The following is a 24,029-nucleotide window of genomic DNA, read 5'->3' as shown; positions in this document are numbered from 1 at the left end:
ATATTATGTTGACAGCCTTTAAATTCCTTTAAAATTCCTTTAAAATTCCTTTGAAATTTCATTTTTTACAATCTCACCATTAACCATTACCAATGCTACTTTACTTCTTAAATCAAAGGGATGTCCACTATATATAACAATATCGGCATCCTTTCCAATTTCTAAGCTTCCAACAATGCCATCTATGCCAAGTATTTCTGCAGCATTTATAGTTATTGCCTTAAGGGCCTCTTCTTCATCCATACCCTCTCTTGATGCAATGCCAGCACATACTGGGAGATATTGAAGTGGGATAACAGGATGGTCTGTCATTATGGCTACTTTTATACCCGCTTTTGATAAAATTCCAGGCGTTTTAAAAGTTAGATTTTTAAGTTCTACTTTTGATCTATTAGAAAGCGAAGGACCTAATATTACACCCTTTTGAATGCCTTCTTTTAAATAATCTATAATTAAGTGGCCTTCTGTACAATGATCAAGGGTTATATCTATATTAAATTCCTTTGCGATTCGAAGAGCAGTAAGGATATCATCAGCTCTATGAGCATGAGCTTTTAGAGGTATTTCTTTTTTTATAACCTTTGCTAAAGCTTCCATTTTCATGTCAAATTCAGGAATTTTATCAGGGTTTTCTAAGGCTTTATTTTGTTTTTCTATATACATCTTTGCCTTAATAAGATTTTCTCTTAAAATAGCAGCAGTGCCCATTCTTGTGCTGGGGGATTTTTTCTGAGCATGATATACTCTTTTAGGATTTTCACCAAAGGCGACTTTCATAGCAAGACACTCATTTACAATCATATCATCAATTCTATTTCCATAGGTTTTAATAACCGTAAACTGTCCACCAATTACATTGGCACTACCTGGACCAGTTGCAACGGTTGTTATTCCAGCGTCGAGTGCATCTTTGAAACATATGTTCATAGGATTGATAGCGTCGATTGCTCTTAAATGAGGGGTAACTGGGTCAACAGCCTCATTACCATCAGCACCTTCAAAGCCCATTCCGTCTTCCCACATTCCAAGATGGCAGTGTGCATCAATCATTCCTGGCATAACAAACTTATTTTTAACATCGATAATTTCTGCGTTACGGGGTGGATTTACGTCATTTGCAATAGCAATAATTTTACCATGATCGATTAAAATCATTCCATTTTCAAAATCCTTATTTGCCATACTGTGTATATTGGCATTTTTAATTAAAATCATATAAACAACTCCTCAATTATTAGATATACTAACATTTCTATAATGAAATTATTATACTAATACTATTATAACATTAATTAGTAAATATTGTAAAAAAAGATTTTATGGGGAATTTAGAGATTAGATACTATAAAAAAGCTGATTAGAAATTGAAATTTCTAATCAGCTTTTTCTTTTATGCTAAATTATTTTTTTGAAATTAGAAAGACTTTTTAATATTTACGACAAATGTAACAAAGTAAGTTATCGTCTGTGCTCAACCAAATCAATTGCTCCTAACACAATGTGAGCAAGCCCGAAGCCAATAACACCTGCTTCAATCATAGGAAGCTTATTTTTTTTATTCATACTGTTTTTTGAAAATGATGCTCCAGCCGTAGTAACAACTGCACCTAACATAGTTGGAATTAATCCTTCACGCATATTAAAAGACCTCCCTTTTTAATAATATGTTAATATATTTTACAAATATGAGACTATTAATACCATGAAATATATAGAATATAGTCTACATATTATTTGTTATGGATTATATTACATTAACATTTTATATTCATATTTTTAATAGTTTTAGAATAAAAGTTATCTTCTCGGTAAAAATAAGATATTACAATATTTTATTAAAGTTTAGAGGAGGTAAATAAAAGTTTATGAAAAAAACAAAATTGCCAAAAGGTCAGCATGAAGAGGAAGTTGAAAATATAAAAAATTTGCTTGAAGAAGGCAAGGGCATGATTGAAATTTTAAACTTAACAAGTTTAAATGAAGAGGAAGTCATACAGATTAATGATAAAATTAGAGGAAAGAATAAATAATAAAATGTATTAGTATTAAACAAAATAATATGTAAAAGATAATAAGGTAATGAGGCATATTAAAATAAATTTAAGGAGGAAAAATTATGGCGAAAAAAGGAATGAGTAGACCGCAAGCTCAGCCTAAAGGTGATAATAATAAGAAAATGAAGAAAGACGATGCTAAAAGGGTTCCAGTGGTAGGTAAATAAAGAAAATATAAAAAACTGCTTATTTTATAAGCAGTTTTTTATTATAAATCAATTACCACCATGTTGACTCAACATGGCGGTTAATTATAATTAGGGACTTAGTTGTAATCTAAAATTTGGTGATTATTCATATAACCCAAATCCGGTAATAACAACCATATCCCAATCAGTTTCTTCATTTTTAATCCAATGGTATTCAATGCAAAGTTCTTTTAACCAGGCATTAAGGCCACTACTTTTCTTGCTTACGTTTGGGGATTGTCTTCCGAAATTTTCCCTAATCATTTCAAGTAATTCTATTTGGTCTTCTTTTCCTAGCTCTTTATCTAGCATGTCGTCTATAACGTCACAACACTTCTCATAACATTTTTTGTCTTCAACATACAATTCGTCCGCGAGTAACTGTCTTTTATTATTTAAAGTGTGTTGTACATTTTTAATTTCATCTAAATTTGATAAGTATTTCTTAGCTATGTTCATAGCGGAAATCTCATTATCTATTCTAACTATTGCTCTTTCTAATTTTGCATTTCTCATTTTAATCTTCCTACTTTACATTTTTTATTTAGTCATTAACTAAGGCATCTTAAAAAAATAACTAGTAAGCATGATAGTCTATTTTTTAGATGGCTAATGACAATAGATTAATTATATCATTAAATTCACTATGATACAAAACTCTACTTAAATAACCTCATCCTAAAAATCAAAATTTTATAAATTAATTAACCCTGGTAATTTATATGGTGTAAAATTAAATTAGTATTATGTATAAAATATCTTTTAAAATTTTAAAAAGTATGGTAAATTTATAAAAACAGAAAATTAAATTAAATATTAGAATGAGATGGGGAGTGGTTATATGAACAGTAGAAAAGAATATTTAAAAGGTGTAACAAAAATTGTGGTAAAGGTAGGAACTTCAACATTAACCCACTCTACAGGATTATTAAATTTTAAACGTATTGAAAATCTTATAAGACAATTGGCAGATATTCATAATCAAGGAATTCAGGTTGTACTAGTCACCTCTGGAGCTATAGGAGCAGGCATGGGGAAATTAGGGTTTACGGTGAGGCCGGAAACAATACCAGAAAAGCAGGCAGCGGCCGCTGTAGGTCAAGGCATTTTAATTCACATGTATGAAAAGTTTTTTTCAGAGTATGGAAAGACTATAGCACAGATTCTTTTAACAAAAGAGGATATCATAGATAGTACAAGATATCTAAATGCCCATAATACGTTTTTGACGTTACTATCTCAGGGGGTTATACCTGTAGTAAATGAAAATGATGCTGTAATCGTTGATGAAATAATGTTTGGAGACAATGACACATTATCTGCAATGGTAACAAGTCTAATAGGTGCGGATTTATTGATAATACTTTCCGATATTGATGGATTGTATGACTCAAACCCTAGGACAAATTCTGATGCGAAAATCATTTATAATGTATCTGAGATAACTGATGAAATTAAGGAATCTGCAGAAGGTGTAGGGTCAAATCTTGGAACTGGGGGTATGGCAACTAAGATTAAGGCAGCAGAAATTGTAGTAGCTGCAAATGCCTCTATGATTATTGCGGAAGGCTCTGAACCTAATATTATTAATGATATTTTAGAAGGTCGTGAAGTAGGGACATTATTCGAAAGAAATACAAAAACCATGAGCGAGAGATAGAATAGGATACACATTGTAATAGCATAGCTGTTATCTATGCTATAAAGCGCCAAGGAGGAGAAAAATTGAATTTTGAAGATTATATTATAAATATAGGCAGACGTGCTAAAGATGCGTCTAGAATCATGGTTACTGCTAGCACTAATGCGAAAAATAATGCACTTTTACATATGGCAAAAGCTTTAATAAGCAGTGAAAACGCTATAATTGAAGCAAATATTAAGGATATGGAATTAGGTAAGAAAAATAATTTGTCTGTTGCAATGCTGGATAGATTAATGATTAATCAGCAGAGAATTGAAAATATGGCTGAGGGACTTAAAAATGTGGCATCACTTCCTGATCCTATAGGTGACGGAATAAAAAGATGGAAAAGACCAAATGATTTAGATATTTCCATGGTAAGAGTTCCATTGGGCGTTATAGGTATGATATATGAGTCAAGGCCAAATGTAACTGTAGATGCAGCAGCTTTATGCTTAAAGGCAGGTAATTCAATAATACTTAGAGGAGGTTCAGAGGCTATAAATACTAATATGGCTTTAGCTAAAGTTATTAAAAAAGCTGCTACTTTCGCAGGACTACCAGAAGGTTGTATTCAGCTTATTGAAATGGTGGATAGAGAATTAGTAAATAAGTTAGTAAAGCTTAATGATTACGTAGATGTAATTATTCCTAGAGGTGGCGCTGGACTTAAAAAAGCCATTATAGCAAATGCTACTGTACCAGTAATTGAGACAGGGCTAGGTATTTGTCATATATATGTGGATTCAGAGGCTGATTTAGGTATGGCGGAAGAAATAGTAGTTAACGCTAAAACTCAAAGACCGGGAGTATGTAATGCAGTAGAAACACTACTTGTACATGAAAATATTGCTAGTGAGTTTTTGCCAAGGCTTGCACAAAGACTTTATGGATTAGGTGTGGAAATTAGAATATGTGAAAAAGGAATTCAAATTATTAAAGATGCGAAGGCTGCCATCGACGCGGATTGGGATACTGAGTATTTGGATTTAATACTTTCAATTAAAGTTGTTGATTCAATGGAAGAAGCTATTGACCATATTTTTAAATACGGAACAAAACATTCAGAAGCTATAATAACCAATAATTATAGAAATTCGCAGAGATTTTTAATGCAAGTAGATGCCTCTTGTGTATATGTAAATGCTTCTACAAGATTTACAGATGGTGCAGAATTTGGATTTGGTGCAGAAATAGGTATAAGCAATCAAAAACTTCATGCTAGGGGCCCAATGGGACTTGAGCAGTTAACAACTACAAAATATCTTATATATGGAGATGGGCAAGTTAGGGAATAATGAGCTACCTTAAAAGTAAAATTTATGTAGGATAACTAAAATCATATTAATATTTTAAATTAAAAATAGTAAAAGCACTGTGAATATTATTGAGTTTCAATAATATTCACAGTGCTTTTTTAGATTTTGGAATTATTTTTTGTACATAGATTTAAACATTCACCACAGCCCTTAGTTATATTGGAATGCAACAATTCCATTTCTTGTCCATTTGCCAAGGCTGCAGAAATAGCTGAGGGGTTAAAAGTTTTGTAAATCATTGACTTTTATTTATCAAGATGGTAATCTTGACGAAGGGTATAATAGGAAAAAAAACAATATTTTTACAAAAAAAATAACAGATCGTTAGTTATTTATAAATATTCTAAATGAATCTAGAAAACGTATACGAAAGGTAACTAATAGTATGCCGTCAGCAGTTAAAAGTTTCTTTTCTTCAGGTATAAGTGCAGGTACAGTGTCAGCTCTATTACTTAATTTTGTATTAAAAGAAGAATCGAAAGCTAACTTAGATTCAAAAACAGTTTCACAATAAAAAATATTATTAGATCATAAGAGGTTATTGAATATAATAAGGACGCATTTATATAAGGAGGGAAAAAAATGAGTATTGGGAAAAGTATTAAGAGGGTTGATGCTTTTGATAAAGTAACTGGACGGGCACTATATACAGATGATTTTCAATTAAATAATGCTCTAGTTGCTAAAGTTCTTCATAGTAAAATTGCGAATGGTCTTGTTAAAGCTATTGATACTACAGAGGCGATGAAACTTCCAGGGGTTGTAAAAATTGTAACTTGTTTTGATGTTCCTGATATTAAATTTCCAACAGCTGGGCATCCTTTTTCAATTGACCCGAGTCATGCGGATATTGCAGACCGAAAGTTACTTAATCAAAGAGTTAGATATTATGGTGATGACATAGCAGCTGTAGTTGCTAAAGATAATGTAATTGCAACAAGAGCAATTAATCTTATAAAAGTTGAATACGATGAATATGAACCATTAATGTCCATAGAAGCTGCCTTAAAAGAAGGGGCAAAAGCAATCAATGAAGATTACCCTGATAATATTCTTTCGCATACAAGTTATGAAATGGGTAATTATGATAATGCGATAAAAGAACAAGGACTTATTGTTTTTGAAGGGGAATACGAAACTCCGGCCGTTAAACATTGCCAGATTGAAAATCCAATTTCCTATGCATATGAAGAGGGAAAAAGAATTGTTGTTGTTTCATCAACTCAAATCCCTCAGATTACAAGACGTGTGATTGGTCAAGCACTTGGTGTTGATTGGGGTAAAATCAGAGTTATTAAGCCATATATAGGGGGTGGGTTTGGGAATAAACAAGATGTTCTTTATGAACCACTTAATGCATATTTATGTAAGGCTATCGGTGGTAGATGTGTCAAACTTGATCTGACCCGGGAAGAGGATTTTGCTAATACCCGCGTGCGTACTGCCATGAAAATCAAAATTAAAAGTTATCTAAGATCAAATGGACGATTTGTTGCAAGAAAAGTTGAAATATATGGTAATAAAGGCGCTTATGCATCACATGGACATAGTGTAACAAATAAAGCTGGCCACGCATTTAAACAGATATATCAAGATGCGGCTGCAACTAAAGGAGATATGTATTCGGTATTTACGAATATGCCTCCATCTGGTGCCATGCGTGGTTATGGGATACCACAAATCACTTTCGCGCTTGAATCCCATATGGATGATATTGCAATAAAACTTGGGTTAGACAGGATTGAAATAAGAAAACTTAATGCTATGAAAGTAGGTTTTGTTGATAATCAGGTTAAATGCAATTGCAATGGTCTTTACGAATGTATCGAAAAAGGTAGAAAATATATTGATTGGGACAATAAACTTAAAGAATACCAAAATCAAACAGGGCATGTAAGAAAAGGTGTTGGTATGGCAATATTTAGTTATGCAACAGGTGTTTATCCAATATCACTCGAAACAGCATCTTGTAGGATTGTGCTTAATCAAGATGGTTCTGTTCAAGTCCAAATGGGTGCGACAGAGATAGGTCAGGGGGCAGATACGGTATTTAGTCAAATGGTATCAGAGGTTCTTACTATTCCAATTGAAAATGTCCATATGATATCAACTCAAGATACAGATATTACACCATTTGACACAGGTGCTTATGCATCGAGGCAGTCTTATGTATCAGGGATGGCCGCTAAAAAAACTGCTATAAAGCTCAAAGAAAAAATAATTGAGCACGCAAATTTCATGTTAAAAGTTCCATCAGGAAATATTGATCTTAAAGATAATAATATTATAAACAAGGAAACTGGTGAAGTTTTAGTTTCACTTAAAGAAGTTGCTATGCATGCACTTTACAATGTAGAAAGATCAATTCATATAACAGCTGAAGAAACAAACCAATGTAAATTAAATACGTTTTCCTTTGGAGTATGTTTTGTCGATGTTGAAGTTGATATTCCCGTTGGTAAAATTAAAGTTATTAAAGTTATTAATGTACATGATTCTGGTAAAATTATTAATCCAGCACTTGCAGAAGCCCAGGTACATGGTGGTATGAGCATGGGACTCGGTTATGGTTTAAGTGAGCAGCTATTGTTTAATGAAAAGACTGGTAAACTACTTAATGACAATTTACTAGATTATAAATTTCCAACTATGATGGATACACCACACCTGGAAGCACAGTTTGCGCAAACATATGATGTGTCAGGGCCTTTTGGCAACAAGGCACTAGGAGAACCGCCTGCGATCCCCGTTGCACCTGCAATTAGAAATGCTGTGCTAAATGCTACAGGAGTTCAGTTTAATGTTGCTCCGTTAACGCCACAAAGACTTGTAGAAAAATTTAAAAATCAAAATTTAATATAAAGATGGGGGCGACATAATAATGTATGATATCGGGAAAATATATAGTGCAACTTCAACTCAAGATGCAATACAGCACCTTATGGATGAACCTGATGCTGTAATTATTGCAGGTGGGAGTGATGTACTTATTAAGATTCGTAATGGAAAGCTTGCTGGATGTTCTCTTATAAGTATTTATGGATTAGACCAGCTAAGAGGAATATCTATGGAGGCAAATGGTAGTATAAAAATAGGCGCCCTTACGAGTTTTTCACATATAACAAAAAATGAAATTATTAAAAAACATATTCCAGTACTAGGAGATGCGGTTGATGAAATAGGAGGCCCACAGTTAAGAAACATTGGCACAATTGGCGGGAATATTTCAAATGGTGTTACAAGTGCTGATAGTGCATCGACGTTATTTGCACTGAATGCTATTCTTGAAATAGAAGGGGCAAATGGGAAGAGGGTTATTCCAATTGCGCAGTATTATGTAGGTCCAGGAAAAGTTAGTTTAAAAAATGGTGAAATACTTACGGCTATATATATTACAAAAGAAAATTATGAAAATTTCACAGGTAATTATATTAAATATTCTATGCGTAATGCAATGGATATTGCAACCCTTGGCTGCAGTGTAACTTGCAAACTTAATGTGCAAAAAGATGTGATTTACGATGTACATCTTGCCTTTGGGGTTGCAGGTCCTATTCCTATGAGATGTCCAAAAGCTGAAGAAGCCATAAAGGGAATGAAAATATCTGATGAAATGTTCAATATTTTTGGAGAAATAGCAAAGACAGAAGTTAATCCGCGTACTTCCTGGCGTGCATCTAAAGATTTTCGTCTCCAGCTTGTTTATGAATTGTGTAAACGGGCTTTAAAGGAATCAATAAGACTATCAGGAGGTGTGGTAAATGGCTAATGCAATTTTAAACTTCACAGTAAATGATGAACCTAAACAACTTATGATAGATGATAGAGAGTCACTTACGGATGTTCTCAGAAATCATCTTCATCTTACGAGCGTTAAAAAAGGCTGTGAGGTTGGAGAATGTGGAGCTTGTACTGTCCTTATTAATGATGAAGCTTTTGATTCTTGTATTTACCTTGCAATTTGGGCAGAGGGTAAAGAAATTCGTACAACTGAGGGTTTAATGGATGGTGATGGAAATATATCAGATATTCAAGAAGCATTTATTGATGAAGGTGCTGTCCAATGCGGTTTTTGTACATGTGGAGCTGTTATGGCATCTATCCCTGTTCTTGAAGACAGTAAAGAGTATACAACAGATGAAATCAAAAAAGAACTTTCAGGTAATCTTTGCCGTTGTACAGGTTATGAAAATATTTTGAATGCTGTAGAAAAAGTTAAAAAGCATCGTTGCGAAAATTGTAACCATTGAGAACTATGGTGAAATGTTTTAAACTTCGCTTGTCACTGGTTTAAAACAATAATGAAGATTCAAGAAATGAAAAATAAAGCACTTACATCGCTGCGATGGAAGTGCTTTGTTTTTATAGTCTAATATTGAACCCTATCTATTTTAATTTTCCATTTTTTAAAAGCTTCAAGGCTCTCTTCTCTATCTATTTGTAGCACTTCAACTTGCAATTTTTTTGCCGTTCCGTTTATTACATCATAAATATATTGGTCATCAAAATCTATATTTGCAGCATCTTGCCTTGTTGAACCATAATAAAGTGTTTTTATTTTTGCCCAATGAATTGCTGCAAAACACATAGGACAAGGTTCACAAGAGGAGTATATTATACAATCTGATAAATCGAATTTACCAAGTGTACTAGAAGCTTTTCTAATGGCTGTAACCTCAGCATGTGCAGTAGGGTCGTTGGTCTTAATAACTTGATTATGAGCGGAACTTATAATTTCACCATTTCTTACAATAACGGCTCCAAAAGGGCCACCATCGTTGTTCTCCATTCCAGCCAAAGCTTCTTCTATAGCGATTTTCATAAACTTATTCATTTTTATACCACCTCATTAAAAGCCACTAAAGTGGCTTGATTTTTTTTACATGTTTATTGAGTTAGATTTAGTGCTATTGCAATTATAGTTGTAACAAAAACTCCCCCCATCATTTAATTTGGGTTATTTTAATTTGCGCTCTTTATTGCTCTTTTCAAGCATAGCTAAAACTTCTTGTGGATTATTAACTTTACTTAAGAAAATCATAGCAGCTATTGTATAAGGTTTATAGCTTGCTTCTTTATAAAGTGGTTTGCGATAACGATCAAACACAGAAGCTGCAACTTCTCCAACTTCACAGTTAACACCAGAGATATCAGCGGGCAAACAGTGAAGATAAAGTGCTTTCCCATCTTTTGTAGTTTTCATAAGTTCCTCAGTACACTGCCAATCCTTATGCTCAGCATTTTGTGAAAGGAGTTCTTTTTCAAGTGTATTTATACCAGCTTGGTCATTTTTTGCATATAAATCTGTACGTTTTTCCATAGCGACAAAAGGAGCCCAGCTCTTAGGATAAACTATGTCGGCATCTTTGAATGCTTCTTCCATAGAATTTGTTTTTGTAAATGAACCACCAGACTTCGCAGCATTTTTTATTGAAATTTCTTCGACGGAGCTCATAACTTCATAACCTTCTGGATGTGCAAGAACAACATCCATACCGAAACGAGTTAAAAGTCCAATTACTCCTTGGGGAACTGAAAGGGGCTTACCATAAGATGGAGAATATGCCCATGACATAGCAATTTTTTTACCTTTTAAATTTTCAATACCGCCCAATTCATTTATAATATGAAGAGTATCAGCCATACATTGAGTGGGGTGGTCTATATCACATTGTAAACTAACAAGTGTTGGACGTTGTTCTAAAATCCCTTCATCGTTACCTTCTTGTACAGCCTTAGAAACTTCACGCATATAAGCATTACCTTTTCCAATATACATATCATCACGGATACCTATAACATCTGCCATGAAAGAAATCATGTTAGCGGTTTCTCTTACTGTTTCACCATGAGCAACCTGAGATTTTCCTTCATCAAGATCCTGAACTTCAAGACCAAGAAGGTTACAAGCAGAAGCGAAACTAAATCTTGTACGAGTTGAATTGTCACGGAAGAGTGAAATTCCCAGGCCACTATCGAAAATCTTTGATGATATGTTATTTACTCTTAATTCTTTAAGAGCTTCTGCAACTGTGAACACTGACTCGAGTTCGTCCTTTGATTTTTCCCAAGTGAGCATGAAATCATTATTATACATATTTTTAAAATCCAGGGAGTTAAGTTTGCTGATGTATTTATCCATTAAAGCCATTTTTAAAAACTCCTTTTTATTTAGTTTTATTTATTTTTACAATAAATCGTTGGGAGAGCAGCATATACAGCAGCACATTTAACCAAGTCATCTTTCCAAGTTTTTTCATTTGGAGCATGTGCCTGAGATTCTGCACCAGGTCCGAATCCTATGCATGGTATTCCATGACGACCCATTATAGCAACACCGTTTGTTGAGAATGTCCATTTATCAGTAAGCGGACGAGCTTTTCTCATTTCATCAGTGCTATAAGAACCGCTTCTTGTTGTTCCGAACATTCCTTGGTAAGATTCTTCCATTGCCTTAACAACAGCATGATCTTCAGGAATAACCCAGGTAGGGAAGTAGCAATCCTGAGGGTATGAAAGTCCAGTCCAGCTTTCTTTGTCATATTTATACATAGTAACTTCAGCATTGTATTTTTTAGCAGCTGGAAGTTGACGGATTTCTTCTAAACAACTTTCAAAGGTTTCTCCAGAGGTCATACGACGATCTAATGAAATTGCGCAAGAGTCAGCTACTGCACAACGGCTTGGTGAAGTAAAGAATATTTCTGATGTAGTTACAGTACCACGTCCTAAGAATCGAGCTTCTTCGAATTTAGGGTTATATTTTTTATCTAACATTTTTACGAGACCTTTGATTTCTGTAGAATCAGCAGCATCATTTGCGTTAAGGTTTTTGATATCTATTAATATTTCAGCCATTTTGTAGATTGCGTTGTCTCCTCTTTCTGGAGCTGAACCGTGGCATGAAACACCCTTAATATCAACACTGATTTCCATACGTCCTCTATGTCCTCTGTAGATGCCGCTATCAGTTGGCTCTGTGCTTACAACGAATTCAGGTTTGATTTTGTCCTGTTCTATGATGTGCAGCCAGCAGTTTCCGTCACAATCCTCTTCCTGTACTGATCCAACTACGAGAGCTGTGTAGTCTTCGCTTAACATGCCAAGATGTTTCATTATCTTAGCGCCGTATACAGCTGATACGATACCACCAAGTTGGTCAGATGCACCACGTCCACCGATTTCTTCCTCAGTTTCAAAACCTATATAAGGGTCAAAAGTCCAGTTGCTGAGATCTCCAAGACCAACAGTGTCAATATGAGCATCAAAAGCTATAAGAGTTTTACCTGTTCCAACATAACCTAAAATATTTCCTTGTGGATCAATTTCTACTTTGTCAAAACCAAGAGAAATCATTTCTTGCTCTATTCTTTTAACAACACCTTCTTCTCCACAGCTTTCGCCAGGGATAGCAATTAAGTCACGTAAGAATTTTGTCATTGGAGCTTTATAGCTCTCCGCTTTTTCCTTAATACTGTTAAAATTCATATTTTATGCCCCCTTAAATTTGAGTAAATATTAAATTACTAGTTAAATTGACAACCATTACAATGATGAATAATTACCATCCCATACAATATTACGATATACATCTGGATCAGTATCTCCCTCTGTTGAAAACAAGAGTACTCTTGAATTTTCATCAAGTTTTAGAGCTTGTTTTAAATCTTTTAAATTATCATTTTTCATTATATTAAAGAGAACACCCATTGTTACAGCGCCGGATTCACCAGAGGTAACAGTAGGATCTCCCTTAATAGGTGCAGCAAGTAGTCTCATTCCTTTAGCGGAAATATTATCTGGGCAAGATACAAAGAATGAACTATTATTTTTTAAAATATCCCATGATATTGTATTTGGTTCTCCACATGCAAGGCCTGCCATGATTGTTTGCATGTCATCAGTAACAATTCTTACATTTCCGTCTCTTGCTGATGCAGAACGGAATATACAATCAGCCTTATTGGGTTCAACTATTGTAACTATTGGTGGATTACCAGGATAAGCATTTGAAAAATAGCCTTGAACTGCACCAGCAAGAGAACCTACACCAGCTTGCAGAAAAATATGTGTTGGTGCATCACAATTATCATTATGCAGTTGCTCATTAGCCTCCATTGCCATTGTTCCATAACCTTGCATAATCCAAGAGGGGATTTCTTCATAACCAAGCCATGCGGTATCTTGAACAACTACAGAATTGGGAGTTTTTGCTGACTCGGCTATTGCGATGCGGACGCATTCGTCATAATTTACATCCTCTATTGTAGCAGTAGCGCCTTCCTTTTGAATGTTTTTTAATCTGGTTTTTGAAGAGCCTTTTGGCATGAAAATGACGGATTTTTGATTTAATTTGTTAGCTGACCAAGCAAGACCTCTTCCATGATTTCCATCAGTTGCTGTGAAGAAAGTTGTTTGTCCGAATTCTTTAAGAAGTTCTTTTGACGTAATAGTATCATAATGAAGTGTTGATATATCCTTGCCTAATTTTTTTGCAATGTAGCAACCTATAGCAAAAGAACCACCTAAGACCTTAAAAGCGTTTAAGCCAAATCTATAAGACTCATCTTTTACATACAGATTCTTAAGGCCAAGAAATTTAGCCATATTATCTAGTTTAGCTAAGGGTGTTTGACTGTATTGCGGGAAACTTTTATGAAAAGAAGATGCCTTATCAATTTTTTGAAGGGACATTACATCTAACATTTTATTACTGTTTTTAGGGAGCTCATTTCGTACCCAGTTTATTTTATTCATAACAAAACCTCCAGAAAATTTATTTTTTTATATCTACATAATTGTAGATTGAATACTTTGAAATTCCGAAAAAACTGGCTATTTTATCGCCTGCTTTAGTAATTAGGAATGCACCGGCATCATTAAGATATTGAATAGCTTGTATCTTTTCGTCTTTACTCATTAATGCAACTGGTTTATTTATTTTTATTACAGATTCTTCTAATAAATCATCTAGTAGTTGATTTACATTTTGAGGAATTTTATCCCCGTCATAAATGTTTTCTTTATGACTAATTAAGGACTCTATACAATTACTAGCAATGGTAAGCTCAGTAATATCATAGTTTATAGAAAATATACCAACAGGAATGTTTTCATCATTTCGTATATATATAGTACTCGATTTTAGAATCCTGCCATCGTGAGTTTTGGTAATATAGTTTAAATTATCTTCAATTTGTTCACAATTGTTTTTCAAAGCAGTTAATACAACACGCGAAGCGCTACTAGTGCTCGTTGTTCTTTTTGTAACATCGCCATTCTCAATAAATAGAATGGGATAATCTGGGTTGACGGAAGATAAGTCATGTATAACTACTTCACAATTTCGCCCAAATTGAGATGAAATGCCTTTGGCTAAATTTTTTAAAAAATCTAAATTACTGTTAATATCCATAATAAACCTCTCAATCGGTTATATAATAAGTAATAATTTATAAAATATTACAATATTTATAAGATAAGTATATCAGTGTTTTTTTATAAATCAATAAAAGATACAAAAATTTTTTAAGCTTACAAAAACCTTATTGGAATGAATTGACTAAATTCGGAAAATAATGGTAGAATAAATTTGGAATAGTAAAAACAATGAGAACAATCAATTAATTACATATCATTTTGAAAATATATTACAGGAGGGATATTATGATTTTAATAGGCAATGGTAAGTTATTGACTAGAGATAATGGCAATACATTTATTGAGGATGGTTGTGTGTGTATTGATGCTAATATTATAGTGAACATCGGAACCACAGAGCAAATGAAGAAAAAGTATGAGGGCGCTGAGTTTATTGATGCTAAAAAAGGTTTAATTATGCCAGGAATGATTAATACTCATCATCACATATATAGTGCATTTGCTCGTGGTCTTTCTATTAAAGGGAATAACCCTAAAAGCTTTTTAGATATTCTTTCTGGAATGTGGTGGAAAATAGATAGATTATTAACACTCGAAGATACAGAATATAGTGCATATTCAACATACTTAGATTGTATAAGAAATGGGGTTACAACTGTTTTTGACCATCATGCAAGTTACGGTAGTATTTCCGGAAGTTTATTTCAAATATCGGGTGTTGCTAAAAAGCTAGGAATTCGTACATCTTTATGTTATGAAGTTTCTGATAGAGATGGAGAGGAAAAAATGAGACAAGCTGTAAAAGAAAATGTTGAATTTATGAAGGCAGCTAAAAATGATTCCTCAGATATGCAAAAGGGTATGATGGGACTTCATGCATCATTTACATTAAGTAATAAAACACTTGAGTATTGTGCTAAAAATATAACCTGTGGTGCTGGGTATCATGTGCATACAGCAGAAGGTATAGATGATGTATATGATTCTTTAAAAAAATACAATAAAAGAATAGTAAATCGTTTATTTGATTTTGATATTTTGGGAAGCAAAACTATGGCTGTTCATTGTATACACATTAATAATGGTGAGATGGATATATTAAAGGAAACTAATACAATGGTAGTACACAATCCTGAATCTAATATGGGTAACGCCGTAGGATGTACCCCTGTGCTAGAGTTTGTTAAAAAAGGATTAACGTTAGGGCTTGGAACTGACGGATACACCAGTGATATGCTTGAATCAATGAAGGTTGCAAATATTTTGCAAAAGCATAATAACTGTAATCCATCTGTTGGGTGGGGTGAAGTTCCTCTAATGACATTTAAAAACAATGCAAAGATTGCTAATAGATTCTTTGAAAAACCTCTTGGAATTATACAAAAAGGAGCTTATGCTGACATTATAGTAGCAGAATACGATCCACTAACGCCATTTAATGCAAATAATGCAAACGCTCATATTTTATTTGGAATTAATGGAAGATGTGTAACAACTACAATGATAAATGGCAAGGTTCTTATGAAGGATCGTGAAATGATCGGTGTTGATTCTGAACAAATCATGGCGAAATCAAGAGAATTATCAAATGAATTGTGGAATAAAATCAACAGGTAAAAAACAATAAAAATAAGGGGGTATTACCTATGGGTGATAGAATGACACCTATTCCATTTAAAAACTTAATGGAGTGGATAACTTACGAAAATAAAAATCAGGTCAAGATATTTGGAGTAAACAAATTTTTCAAAAAGCAGGATAATAAGGTTCTCCAAATATTTGGAGAAAAAATTGAAACTCCTTTTGGTCCAGCAGCTGGTCCACATACACAGCTCGCACAAAACATAATTGCAGCTTACGTTTCTGGGTGTAGATTTTTTGAATTAAAAACAGTGCAAACCCTTGACGGTGAAGATTTACCTGTGTCAAAACCATGCATAAGAGCAGAAGATGAGTGCTATAACGTAGAGTGGTCAACAGAGCTTAGGGTTACCGAGGCATATGATGAGTATGTTAAGGCTTGGTTTGCACTAAAAATATTATCAAAGGAGCTTGAACTAGGAAGTCCTGATGGATTTATTTTTAATATGAGCGTAGGATATGATTTTAAAGGTATTTCTTCACCTAAAATAGATAAATTTATTATGGGTCTTAAAGATGCATCTAATAGTGACATATGGAAAGAATGCACTGAATATGTCTTAGAAAATATAGATAAATTCAAAAACATAGATAGTGAATATGTTAAATGTATACCACCTAGAGTATGCAGATCTATAACATTATCAACAATGCATGGATGTCCATCACAAGAAATTGAACGCATTGCAACATATCTAATAAATGAAAAAGGACTAAACACTTATGTAAAATGTAATCCTACATTATTGGGGTATGAATTTGTACGTAAAACTTTAGATAGTATGGGATATGATTATGTTTCATTTGATGAGCACCACTTCAATGAGGACTTGCAATTTAATGATGCTATTTCTATGTTTAGAGGTTTACAAGGTTTGGCAAGTAAAAAAGGCTTGTCATTTGGTGTTAAATTAACTAATACAGTTCCAGCTCTGATTAAAAATGCGGAATTACCAGGCGATGAGATGTATATGTCAGGAAAATCTCTATATCCTCTTTCAATAGCACTTGCTTATAAGCTTTCAAAAGAATTTGAAGGAAAACTTAAGATCTCTTATTCAGGAGGTGCAGATGCTTTCAATATAAACGACATATTCGAAACGGGCATATGGCCTATAACTATAGCATCAACACTTTTAAAAGTTGGTGGATATCAAAGATGTTTTCAAATTGCCGAAAACTTAAATAAGCCAAAATATTCCAATAAATATATTATGAATAATGAAAGATTAAGGGATCTTAAAGATAAATCAGTAAAAGATATTCATCATATAAAGCCTATAAAACCAATTCCTAATCGTAAAATAAATGAAAAAGTACCATTAGTTGATTGCTTTATTGCATCATGCGAGAAGGGATGTCCTATAGGACAAGATATTCCAGAGTACATACGTCTTGTTTCAGAAGGAAAACATCTTGAAGCTTTAAAGGTAATAGTTGAAAAAAATCCACTCCCATTTATTACTGGAACAATATGCAGTCATGCTTGCATGAGCAAATGCATCAGAAATTTCTGCGATGAGTCTGTTAACATAAGGAATATAAAATTACAAGCAGCAGAAAAAGCATACGATAGTTTAATTAAGGAACTTAAGATAGCAGATAAAGGTGATGCACGGGTAGCAATTGTTGGGGGAGGAACCACAGGTCTTGCGGCAGCGTATTTCCTTGCAAGAGAAGGAATCAATGTAACAATTTTTGAAAAAAGAAACTCTTTAGGAGGAATAGTAAAACATGTTATTCCAGGATTTAGAATACCATCAAATTCTATTGAGAAAGACATTGAGCTTGTTCGAAGCGTGGGAGTTAAAATTGAATTAAATTCAGAGAAGAATTCTTTAGATGAGTTGAAAAAGCAAGGATATAAATATGTCCTATTTGCGATCGGGGCATGGCAGCCAGGTAGAGTTAATATCGAAGGCGGAAATGTAATAAATGTACTTCATTTTTTAGAGAAATTAAAGAATAATGATAAAAATTTAAATATTGGTAAAAATGTTGTAGTAGTAGGTGGTGGTAACACTGCTATGGATGCAGCTAGGGCAGCTAAAAGAGTAGACGGAGTAGAGAATGTATATGTAGTATATCGTAGAACTAAAAAATACATGCCTGCAGATGTCGAAGAATTGCAAATGGCAATCAAAGATGGAGTAGAATTTAAGGAATTACTATCACCTGTAAAAGTTAGCGGTGGTGTTCTTAAATGTGAGGTTATGAAACTCGGAGAACCAGATGAAAGTGGAAGACGAAGACCAGTTCCAAGCGGCGATATGGTAGATATAAAAGCAGATATAGTTATATCAGCAGTTGGAGAGAAGATAGATACTAAGATATTTGAAGAAAATAATATTAAACTAAATGAAAAAGGACAAGCCGATGTAAATGCACAAACACTAGAAACAAACATTAAAAAAGTATATGTTGCTGGAGATGGTCTGCATGGACCGGCTACAGTAGTTGAAGGCATAGCAGATGCAACAAGATTTGCAAGGTCTATAGTCAAAGAAGAAATGAATCGTGATTTAAGAATAAATATGCCAAAAGCAAGCACAAATACTGAAGCGGCAATAGCTAAAAAAGGTATACTCCAAATGGCTGAGTGCGGTCCTAAAGAATGCGCACGATGTCTTGAGTGTTCAACAATATGTGAAGCTTGTGTTGATGTCTGCCCTAATCGTGCAAATATTACTATAAAAGTAAAAGGTAATAAAATGCATCAAATAATTCACTTGGATAAACTATGTAATGAGTGTGGAAACTGTGAAACGTTCTGTCCATATGATAGTGCTCCATATAAAGAAAAGCTTACACTATTTGCTAGAGAAGCCGATTTTGAAAACAGCAAAAACATGGGATTTGTATTAATTAATAAAGATGAAAAAATCGTAAAAGTTAGGTTAGATAGCGAAGTTTTAGAAGTTAATCTTAATGAAAACAATACAGAAATACCTAAAGACATTGAAAATATGATTTGGGCTGTAATTTCGAACTATAGTTATATGATTTGAAAATTGATGAGGTGGGTTAAATGTTAATTATTATAAAAAATGGGACTATTGTAACTCCTAGAAAAAGCTATATTTCTGATATTAAAATTGAAGATGAGATAATTACCTCTATTGGTGAAAATTTAGAAGATGATAAAGCACAAATTATAGATGCAGCAGGTTGTTTAGTATTTCCAGGATTTATTGATTCTCATACTCACTTTGATTTAGATACAGGATACACTAGAACTGCAGATGATTTTAAAACAGGTACTGCCGCGGCTATTGTAGGTGGAACCACAACGATTTTGGATTTTGCAACGCAAAACAAAGGAGAAACTCTAAGTGAAGCGCTAATAAATTGGCATAATTTAGCTAAAGATGTTTCAAGTTGCGATTATGGCTTTCATATGGCAATAACGCAGTGGAATGCAGATGTAAAAGATGAACTTAAAATAATGAAAGACCAGGGAATAACATCATTTAAAGCATATATGGCCTATGACAATTTGCGTCTTAATGATGGAGAGATATATGATCTTTTAAAGTGCTTGAAAAAATATAATGGTTTGCTTTGTGTTCATTGTGAAAATGGTGATCTTGTAAATGCTATGATAAAAGAACAGCTTAATAGTGGGAATATGACTCCGACGGCCCATCCACTGTCACGACCTAATATTGTGGAATCAGAAGCAGTATCAAGATATATAGATATTGCAAATTTAGCAGACGCACCTATATATATTGTACATCTAAGTACAAAAGAAGCTTTAGAAGAGGTATTAAAAGCAAGAAAAAGAGGACAAAAAGTATATGTAGAAACATGTCCTCAATATCTGCTTTTAGAAGATAGTTTATATTTATCAGAGGATTTCGAAAGTGCTAAGTATGTTCTGTCACCACCTTTAAGAAAAAAAGATGATCTAGAAAGATTATGGCAGGCTTTAGCAGAGGAAGATATTGATACAATTGGAACAGATCACTGTAGTTTTAATTTTAAAGGTCAAAAAGATCATGGTATAAACGATTTCAGTAAAATACCCAATGGTATACCAGGGGTTGAACATAGACCAATCCTTATGTACACCTATGGAGTAGATAAAGGGAGAATAAGTAAAGAGCAAATGTGTTCTATTCTTAGTGAAAATATTGCAAAGGTTTTTGGAATGTATCCTAGAAAGGGAGCATTACAAGTTGGAAGTGATGCGGATATAGTTGTATGGGATATAAGAAATCAAGGAATTATATCTAAGTATAATCAAACACAAAATGTAGATTATACACCTTTTGAAGGATTTAGAACTGTAGGGTCTGCTAAGCATGTTTTTCTAAGAGGGACACAGATTGTAGAGAATGGAAATATTATAAAGCATAATTTTGGGAAATATATAAAACGGGGTGGTCGCAATTTTTAACTTTGTTGTAAATGGGAATAAAGTTAGGGCTAAGGAAGATAAAAAGTTAATTACATTCTTAAGGGAAGATTTGAATTTAACATCAGTTAAAAATGGGTGCTCTGAGGGTGCCTGTGGAACATGTATGGTTTTAGTTAACGGCGAGGCAAAAAAAGCATGCATATTAAAAACAAGCAAGCTTGTAGATAAAAATATTATAACGGTTGAAGGCCTAACTGGTAGAGAGAAAGATGTATATGGGTATGCTTTTATGGAGGCAGGAGCAGTACAGTGTGGTTTTTGTACTCCAGGAATGGTTATAAGTGCAAAGGGTCTTATTGATAGGGTAGAAAATCCAACTGAGGTCGAAATAAAAAATGCTTTGAAGAATAATATTTGCCGCTGCACGGGATATGTGAAAATAATTAAAGCTGTGAAGCTGGCGGCTAAACTATTACGAGAAAACACAGAGGTACCTAAATCTACTTGTAAAGGTTCAATAGGAGAAAATTTAAATAGAATTGATGCTGTAGACAAAGTGCTTGGCACAGCAGAATATGTAGATGATATGCGTATAGAAGGTATGATTTATGGTGGAGCGGTTAGAACTAAATATCCACGCGCCTTAGTAAAAAGTATAGATATTAGTGAAGCTAAAAGACTACAAGGTGTTTATTTAGTAATTACAGCGGATGAGCTTCCTGGAAGCCAAAAAGTTGGTCATATTATAAAGGATTGGGATGTATTAATACCAATGGGAAAGATAACTCACTGCATAGGAGATGCTATAGTTCTAATAGCTGCTAGAACGAAAGAATTACTAGAAAAAGCTAAATCTTTAGTTAAAATTGATTTTGAAGAATTAACACCGGTTACATGTCCGGAAGATGCACTGAAGGGAGATGCGCCTCAAGTACATGCAAGCGGTAATTTATTAGTAACTGAAAGCATGGTATTTGGTAATGCAGATAAATTTATAAAAAATTCTAAATACAGCGTAACAAATAAATACAGTACGCCATTTACAGAACATGCTTTTTTAGAAACCGAAACGGCAGTAGCTGCGCCAGATGGTAATGATGGAATAATAATATATTGCGGTGACCAAGGTATTTATCAAACAAGGAAGGAATGTGCAGAAGCTTTAGGGATTGATCAAAGTAAAGTAAGGGTTGTAAGTAAAATAGTTGGTGGTGGTTTTGGTGGAAAAGAAGATATGAGCGTTCAACACCATGCATCAATTCTTGCTTATTTATGTAACAAACCTGTGAAGGTTGCATTAAGTCGCAGGGAAAGCATGATGATACATCCCAAACGTCATGCTATGGAGATGGAGGTTACAACTGCGTGTGATGAAAATGGATATTTGATTGCTATGAAAGCTATCATAATAGCTGATACAGGAGCATATGCGTCGCTGGGGGGACCTGTGCTGCAAAGAGCATGCACCCATGCTGCAGGACCGTATAATTATCATAATATTGATATAATTGGGAAAGCAGTATATACAAATAATCCACCAGCTGGTGCATTTAGAGGGTTTGGGGTAACACAGAGCTGTTTTGCAATAGAAAGCAATTTAAATCAGCTTGCGCATTTGGCTTCAATAACTCCCTTTGAAATAAGATATAGAAACGCAATTAGACCAGGCCAAGTACTTCCTAATGGTCAAATTGCAGATTCATCAACATCTATTGTTGAAACTTTGGAAGCGGTGAAAGAAATATGCAAGCAAAATCCTAAAGCAGGAATAGCTTGTTCTATTAAAAACAGTGGACTAGGAGTCGGAATCCCTGATATTGGACGTTGCATGCTGGTTATAAAGGATGGTAGCGTATATATTCATACCAGTGCGGCTTGTATTGGACAAGGGCTTGGGACTATATTAACGCAAATAGTTTGTGAAACCCTTAATATGTCAGCGGATAAAGTGGTACATGCAGCGCCAGATACTTTGACTTGCCCTGATTCTGGGAATACAACAGCTTCACGACAAACATTATTCACAGGTGAGGCAGTAAAAAGAGCAGCTAGAGAACTTCTTGATGCATTAACTTATCAAACATTAGAAAACTTAGATGGGCAAGAATTTTATGGAGAATTTAAAGGGATAACTGATAAAATGAGCTCAATTAAACAAAACCCTGTAAGTCATGTAGCTTATGCCTATGCTACACAGGTAGTTATTTTGAATGATGAGGGTAAACTTTTGAAGGTTATTGCGGTTCATGATGTTGGTACTCCTATAAATCCTAAAAGTATTGAGGGGCAGATTGAAGGCGGTGTTGTTATGAGTCTCGGATATGCTCTAACAGAGGATTATCCGCTTAGGGGCAGCGTACCAACTGCAAAATTTGGGACACTAGGATTGTTTAAAGCAACGGAGGTACCGAAAATAGAATCTATTATATTAGGTAAAGGAAATATGAATCTTGCATATGGAGCAAAGGGAATAGGTGAGATATGTTCAATACCAACTGCGCCTGCTGTGGCTGGTGCGTATTATAATTATGATGGAGAGCTTAGAACAAAGCTACCTATTTCGAATACGCCATACAGTAAGAAAAAATAAGTAGGTGATATCATGAAGCTGAGTAATTATATGGAATTGAAGAAAAAAGACATTATATCTTTTGTAGGTGCAGGTGGGAAAACCACAATGATGTTTAAGCTTGCAGAAGAGCTGAGAGCGAATAATAGGGTCTTAGTAACTACAACCACTAAGATATACATTCCATTAGATGATAAGTATGACTTTATATGCACTGATAAAGAAATAATTCCAAGGTATATTACTATGAATAAAAATGGAATTTATATTTTAGGATTAGCTGTAAATGGAGAAAATAAAATATTGGGGCTAAGCACAAAAGAATTAGATGAGTTAGTACCACATTTTGACTATATACTAATAGAGGCAGATGGGGCAAAGGAAAAACAGCTAAAAGGGTGGAATGAATTTGAACCAGTTATATACGGAAAAACTACAAAAACTGTAGGAATTATAGATATACAGTCATGTGGTATTCTAATTAATGAAAGCAATATTCATAGAAGTAAGATATTTTGTGAAATAACGGGGGTAAAAGAGGAAGAAACTGTTAAAATCGAAGACTTATCTAAGCTAATATTTCATCCTAAGGGGTTGTTCAAGGGAGCACAAGGAGAAAAAATACTATACATAAATAAAATAGAAGACCTCCATCATTTAATATTAGCCAGGTTGTTAGTTAAGGAAATAAATTTAAAGAATAAGAAATTATTAAATAGTGTATTTATTGGAAGTTTAAAAACTAACGTATATTTTGGAGAATCCCATGAAGGTATTATATGATTAGAAGGATTTTTTATCATAAAAATTATGTAAGAAAAATGAAATTA

Annotated in this window: 20 protein-coding genes; 12 read left to right on the top strand and 8 right to left on the bottom strand. The window is 33.8% G+C overall.

What is annotated here, in order from left to right:
- Positions 1-39: 39 nt before the first annotated feature.
- Positions 40-1,215, bottom strand: coding sequence for an amidohydrolase (locus ACWJJT_RS08215; protein WP_462956685.1), 1,176 nt, complete (start codon positions 1,213-1,215; stop codon positions 40-42).
- Positions 1,216-1,458: 243 nt separating this feature from the next.
- On the bottom strand, positions 1,459-1,638 hold the full coding sequence (locus tag ACWJJT_RS08210; protein ID WP_165412642.1) for an asparagine synthase: 180 nt from the start codon (positions 1,636-1,638) through the stop codon (positions 1,459-1,461).
- Positions 1,639-1,865: 227 nt separating this feature from the next.
- Here ACWJJT_RS08210 and ACWJJT_RS08205 point away from each other — a divergent pair, with 227 nt between their 5' ends.
- Positions 1,866-2,030, top strand: a complete 165-nt coding sequence (locus ACWJJT_RS08205; RefSeq protein ID WP_165412643.1) for a hypothetical protein — start codon at positions 1,866-1,868, stop codon at positions 2,028-2,030.
- Positions 2,031-2,344: 314 nt separating this feature from the next.
- Here the strand turns inward: ACWJJT_RS08205 and ACWJJT_RS08200 are convergent, their stop codons facing one another.
- Complete coding sequence (locus tag ACWJJT_RS08200; protein WP_165412644.1) at positions 2,345-2,758, bottom strand: hypothetical protein; 414 nt, start codon at positions 2,756-2,758, stop codon at positions 2,345-2,347.
- Between the two features lie 325 nt (positions 2,759-3,083).
- On the opposite strand from ACWJJT_RS08200, the gene proB reads away from it, so the two are divergent.
- The 6 genes from proB to xdhC all read left to right on the top strand — a co-directional run bounded on the left by proB (position 3,084) and on the right by xdhC (position 9,495).
- A complete protein-coding gene (gene proB / locus ACWJJT_RS08195) occupies positions 3,084-3,902 on the top strand; it encodes a glutamate 5-kinase (protein ID WP_462956684.1) in 819 nt (272 codons plus the stop codon).
- A 65-nt stretch (positions 3,903-3,967) separates the two neighbouring features.
- On the top strand, positions 3,968-5,224 hold the full coding sequence (locus ACWJJT_RS08190) for a glutamate-5-semialdehyde dehydrogenase (protein ID WP_462956683.1): 1,257 nt from the start codon (positions 3,968-3,970) through the stop codon (positions 5,222-5,224).
- 406 nt (positions 5,225-5,630) lie between these two features.
- Positions 5,631-5,759, top strand: a complete 129-nt coding sequence (locus tag ACWJJT_RS08185; protein WP_462956682.1) for a hypothetical protein — start codon at positions 5,631-5,633, stop codon at positions 5,757-5,759.
- A 68-nt stretch (positions 5,760-5,827) separates the two neighbouring features.
- Entirely contained in the window at positions 5,828-8,107 is a 2,280-nt protein-coding gene (gene xdhA / locus ACWJJT_RS08180) for a xanthine dehydrogenase subunit XdhA (RefSeq protein WP_462956681.1), read from the top strand.
- A 19-nt stretch (positions 8,108-8,126) separates the two neighbouring features.
- Positions 8,127-9,014, top strand: coding sequence for a xanthine dehydrogenase subunit XdhB (gene xdhB, locus ACWJJT_RS08175; RefSeq protein WP_462956680.1), 888 nt, complete (start codon positions 8,127-8,129; stop codon positions 9,012-9,014).
- The gene (gene xdhC, locus ACWJJT_RS08170) at positions 9,007-9,495 is read left to right on the top strand and encodes a xanthine dehydrogenase subunit XdhC (RefSeq protein WP_462956679.1); all 489 of its coding nucleotides are present in this window, start codon (positions 9,007-9,009) and stop codon (positions 9,493-9,495) included. Before xdhB ends, xdhC begins: the two co-directional genes overlap by 8 nt.
- A 119-nt stretch (positions 9,496-9,614) precedes the next feature.
- Here xdhC and ACWJJT_RS08165 read toward each other — a convergent pair whose 3' ends face one another.
- From ACWJJT_RS08165 to ACWJJT_RS08145, 5 genes are all read right to left on the bottom strand, one after another.
- Positions 9,615-10,079 carry a nucleoside deaminase gene (locus ACWJJT_RS08165; RefSeq protein WP_462956678.1) on the bottom strand — a complete coding sequence of 155 codons (465 nt, stop codon included), beginning with the start codon at positions 10,077-10,079 and terminating at the stop codon, positions 9,615-9,617.
- A gap of 123 nt (positions 10,080-10,202) precedes the next feature.
- Positions 10,203-11,396 carry a knotted carbamoyltransferase YgeW gene (gene ygeW / locus ACWJJT_RS08160; protein WP_462956677.1) on the bottom strand — a complete coding sequence of 398 codons (1,194 nt, stop codon included), beginning with the start codon at positions 11,394-11,396 and terminating at the stop codon, positions 10,203-10,205.
- A 26-nt stretch (positions 11,397-11,422) separates the two neighbouring features.
- Entirely contained in the window at positions 11,423-12,733 is a 1,311-nt protein-coding gene (locus ACWJJT_RS08155; RefSeq protein ID WP_462956676.1) for a YgeY family selenium metabolism-linked hydrolase, read from the bottom strand.
- A 57-nt stretch (positions 12,734-12,790) separates the two neighbouring features.
- Positions 12,791-14,002: a diaminopropionate ammonia-lyase gene (gene dpaL, locus ACWJJT_RS08150; RefSeq protein WP_462956675.1), complete on the bottom strand. Its 1,212-nt coding sequence runs from the start codon at positions 14,000-14,002 to the stop codon at positions 12,791-12,793.
- 19 nt (positions 14,003-14,021) lie between these two features.
- Positions 14,022-14,660, bottom strand: coding sequence for a helix-turn-helix transcriptional regulator (locus tag ACWJJT_RS08145; RefSeq protein WP_462956674.1), 639 nt, complete (start codon positions 14,658-14,660; stop codon positions 14,022-14,024).
- Between the two features lie 251 nt (positions 14,661-14,911).
- Here ACWJJT_RS08145 and ssnA point away from each other — a divergent pair, with 251 nt between their 5' ends.
- The 5 genes from ssnA to yqeC are packed head-to-tail and all read left to right on the top strand — an operon-like array spanning position 14,912 to position 23,982.
- Positions 14,912-16,243, top strand: a complete 1,332-nt coding sequence (gene ssnA / locus ACWJJT_RS08140; protein ID WP_462956673.1) for a putative aminohydrolase SsnA — start codon at positions 14,912-14,914, stop codon at positions 16,241-16,243.
- A gap of 29 nt (positions 16,244-16,272) precedes the next feature.
- Complete coding sequence (ygfK, locus tag ACWJJT_RS08135; protein WP_462956672.1) at positions 16,273-19,275, top strand: putative selenate reductase subunit YgfK; 3,003 nt, start codon at positions 16,273-16,275, stop codon at positions 19,273-19,275.
- Between the two features lie 20 nt (positions 19,276-19,295).
- Positions 19,296-20,669, top strand: a complete 1,374-nt coding sequence (gene hydA, locus ACWJJT_RS08130; RefSeq protein WP_462956671.1) for a dihydropyrimidinase — start codon at positions 19,296-19,298, stop codon at positions 20,667-20,669.
- Positions 20,662-23,220 carry a selenium-dependent xanthine dehydrogenase gene (gene xdh, locus ACWJJT_RS08125; RefSeq protein WP_462956760.1) on the top strand — a complete coding sequence of 853 codons (2,559 nt, stop codon included), beginning with the start codon at positions 20,662-20,664 and terminating at the stop codon, positions 23,218-23,220. Before hydA ends, xdh begins: the two co-directional genes overlap by 8 nt.
- Before the next feature lie 12 nt (positions 23,221-23,232).
- The gene (gene yqeC, locus ACWJJT_RS08120) at positions 23,233-23,982 is read left to right on the top strand and encodes a selenium cofactor biosynthesis protein YqeC (RefSeq protein WP_462956670.1); all 750 of its coding nucleotides are present in this window, start codon (positions 23,233-23,235) and stop codon (positions 23,980-23,982) included.
- The last annotated feature ends 47 nt before the right edge of the window (positions 23,983-24,029 follow it).

It is taken from the genome of Clostridium sp. CM041 (assembly GCF_055081035.1).
Note: the sequence above shows the minus strand (reverse complement) of the source record. Positions and strands in the feature narration are given on the sequence as shown.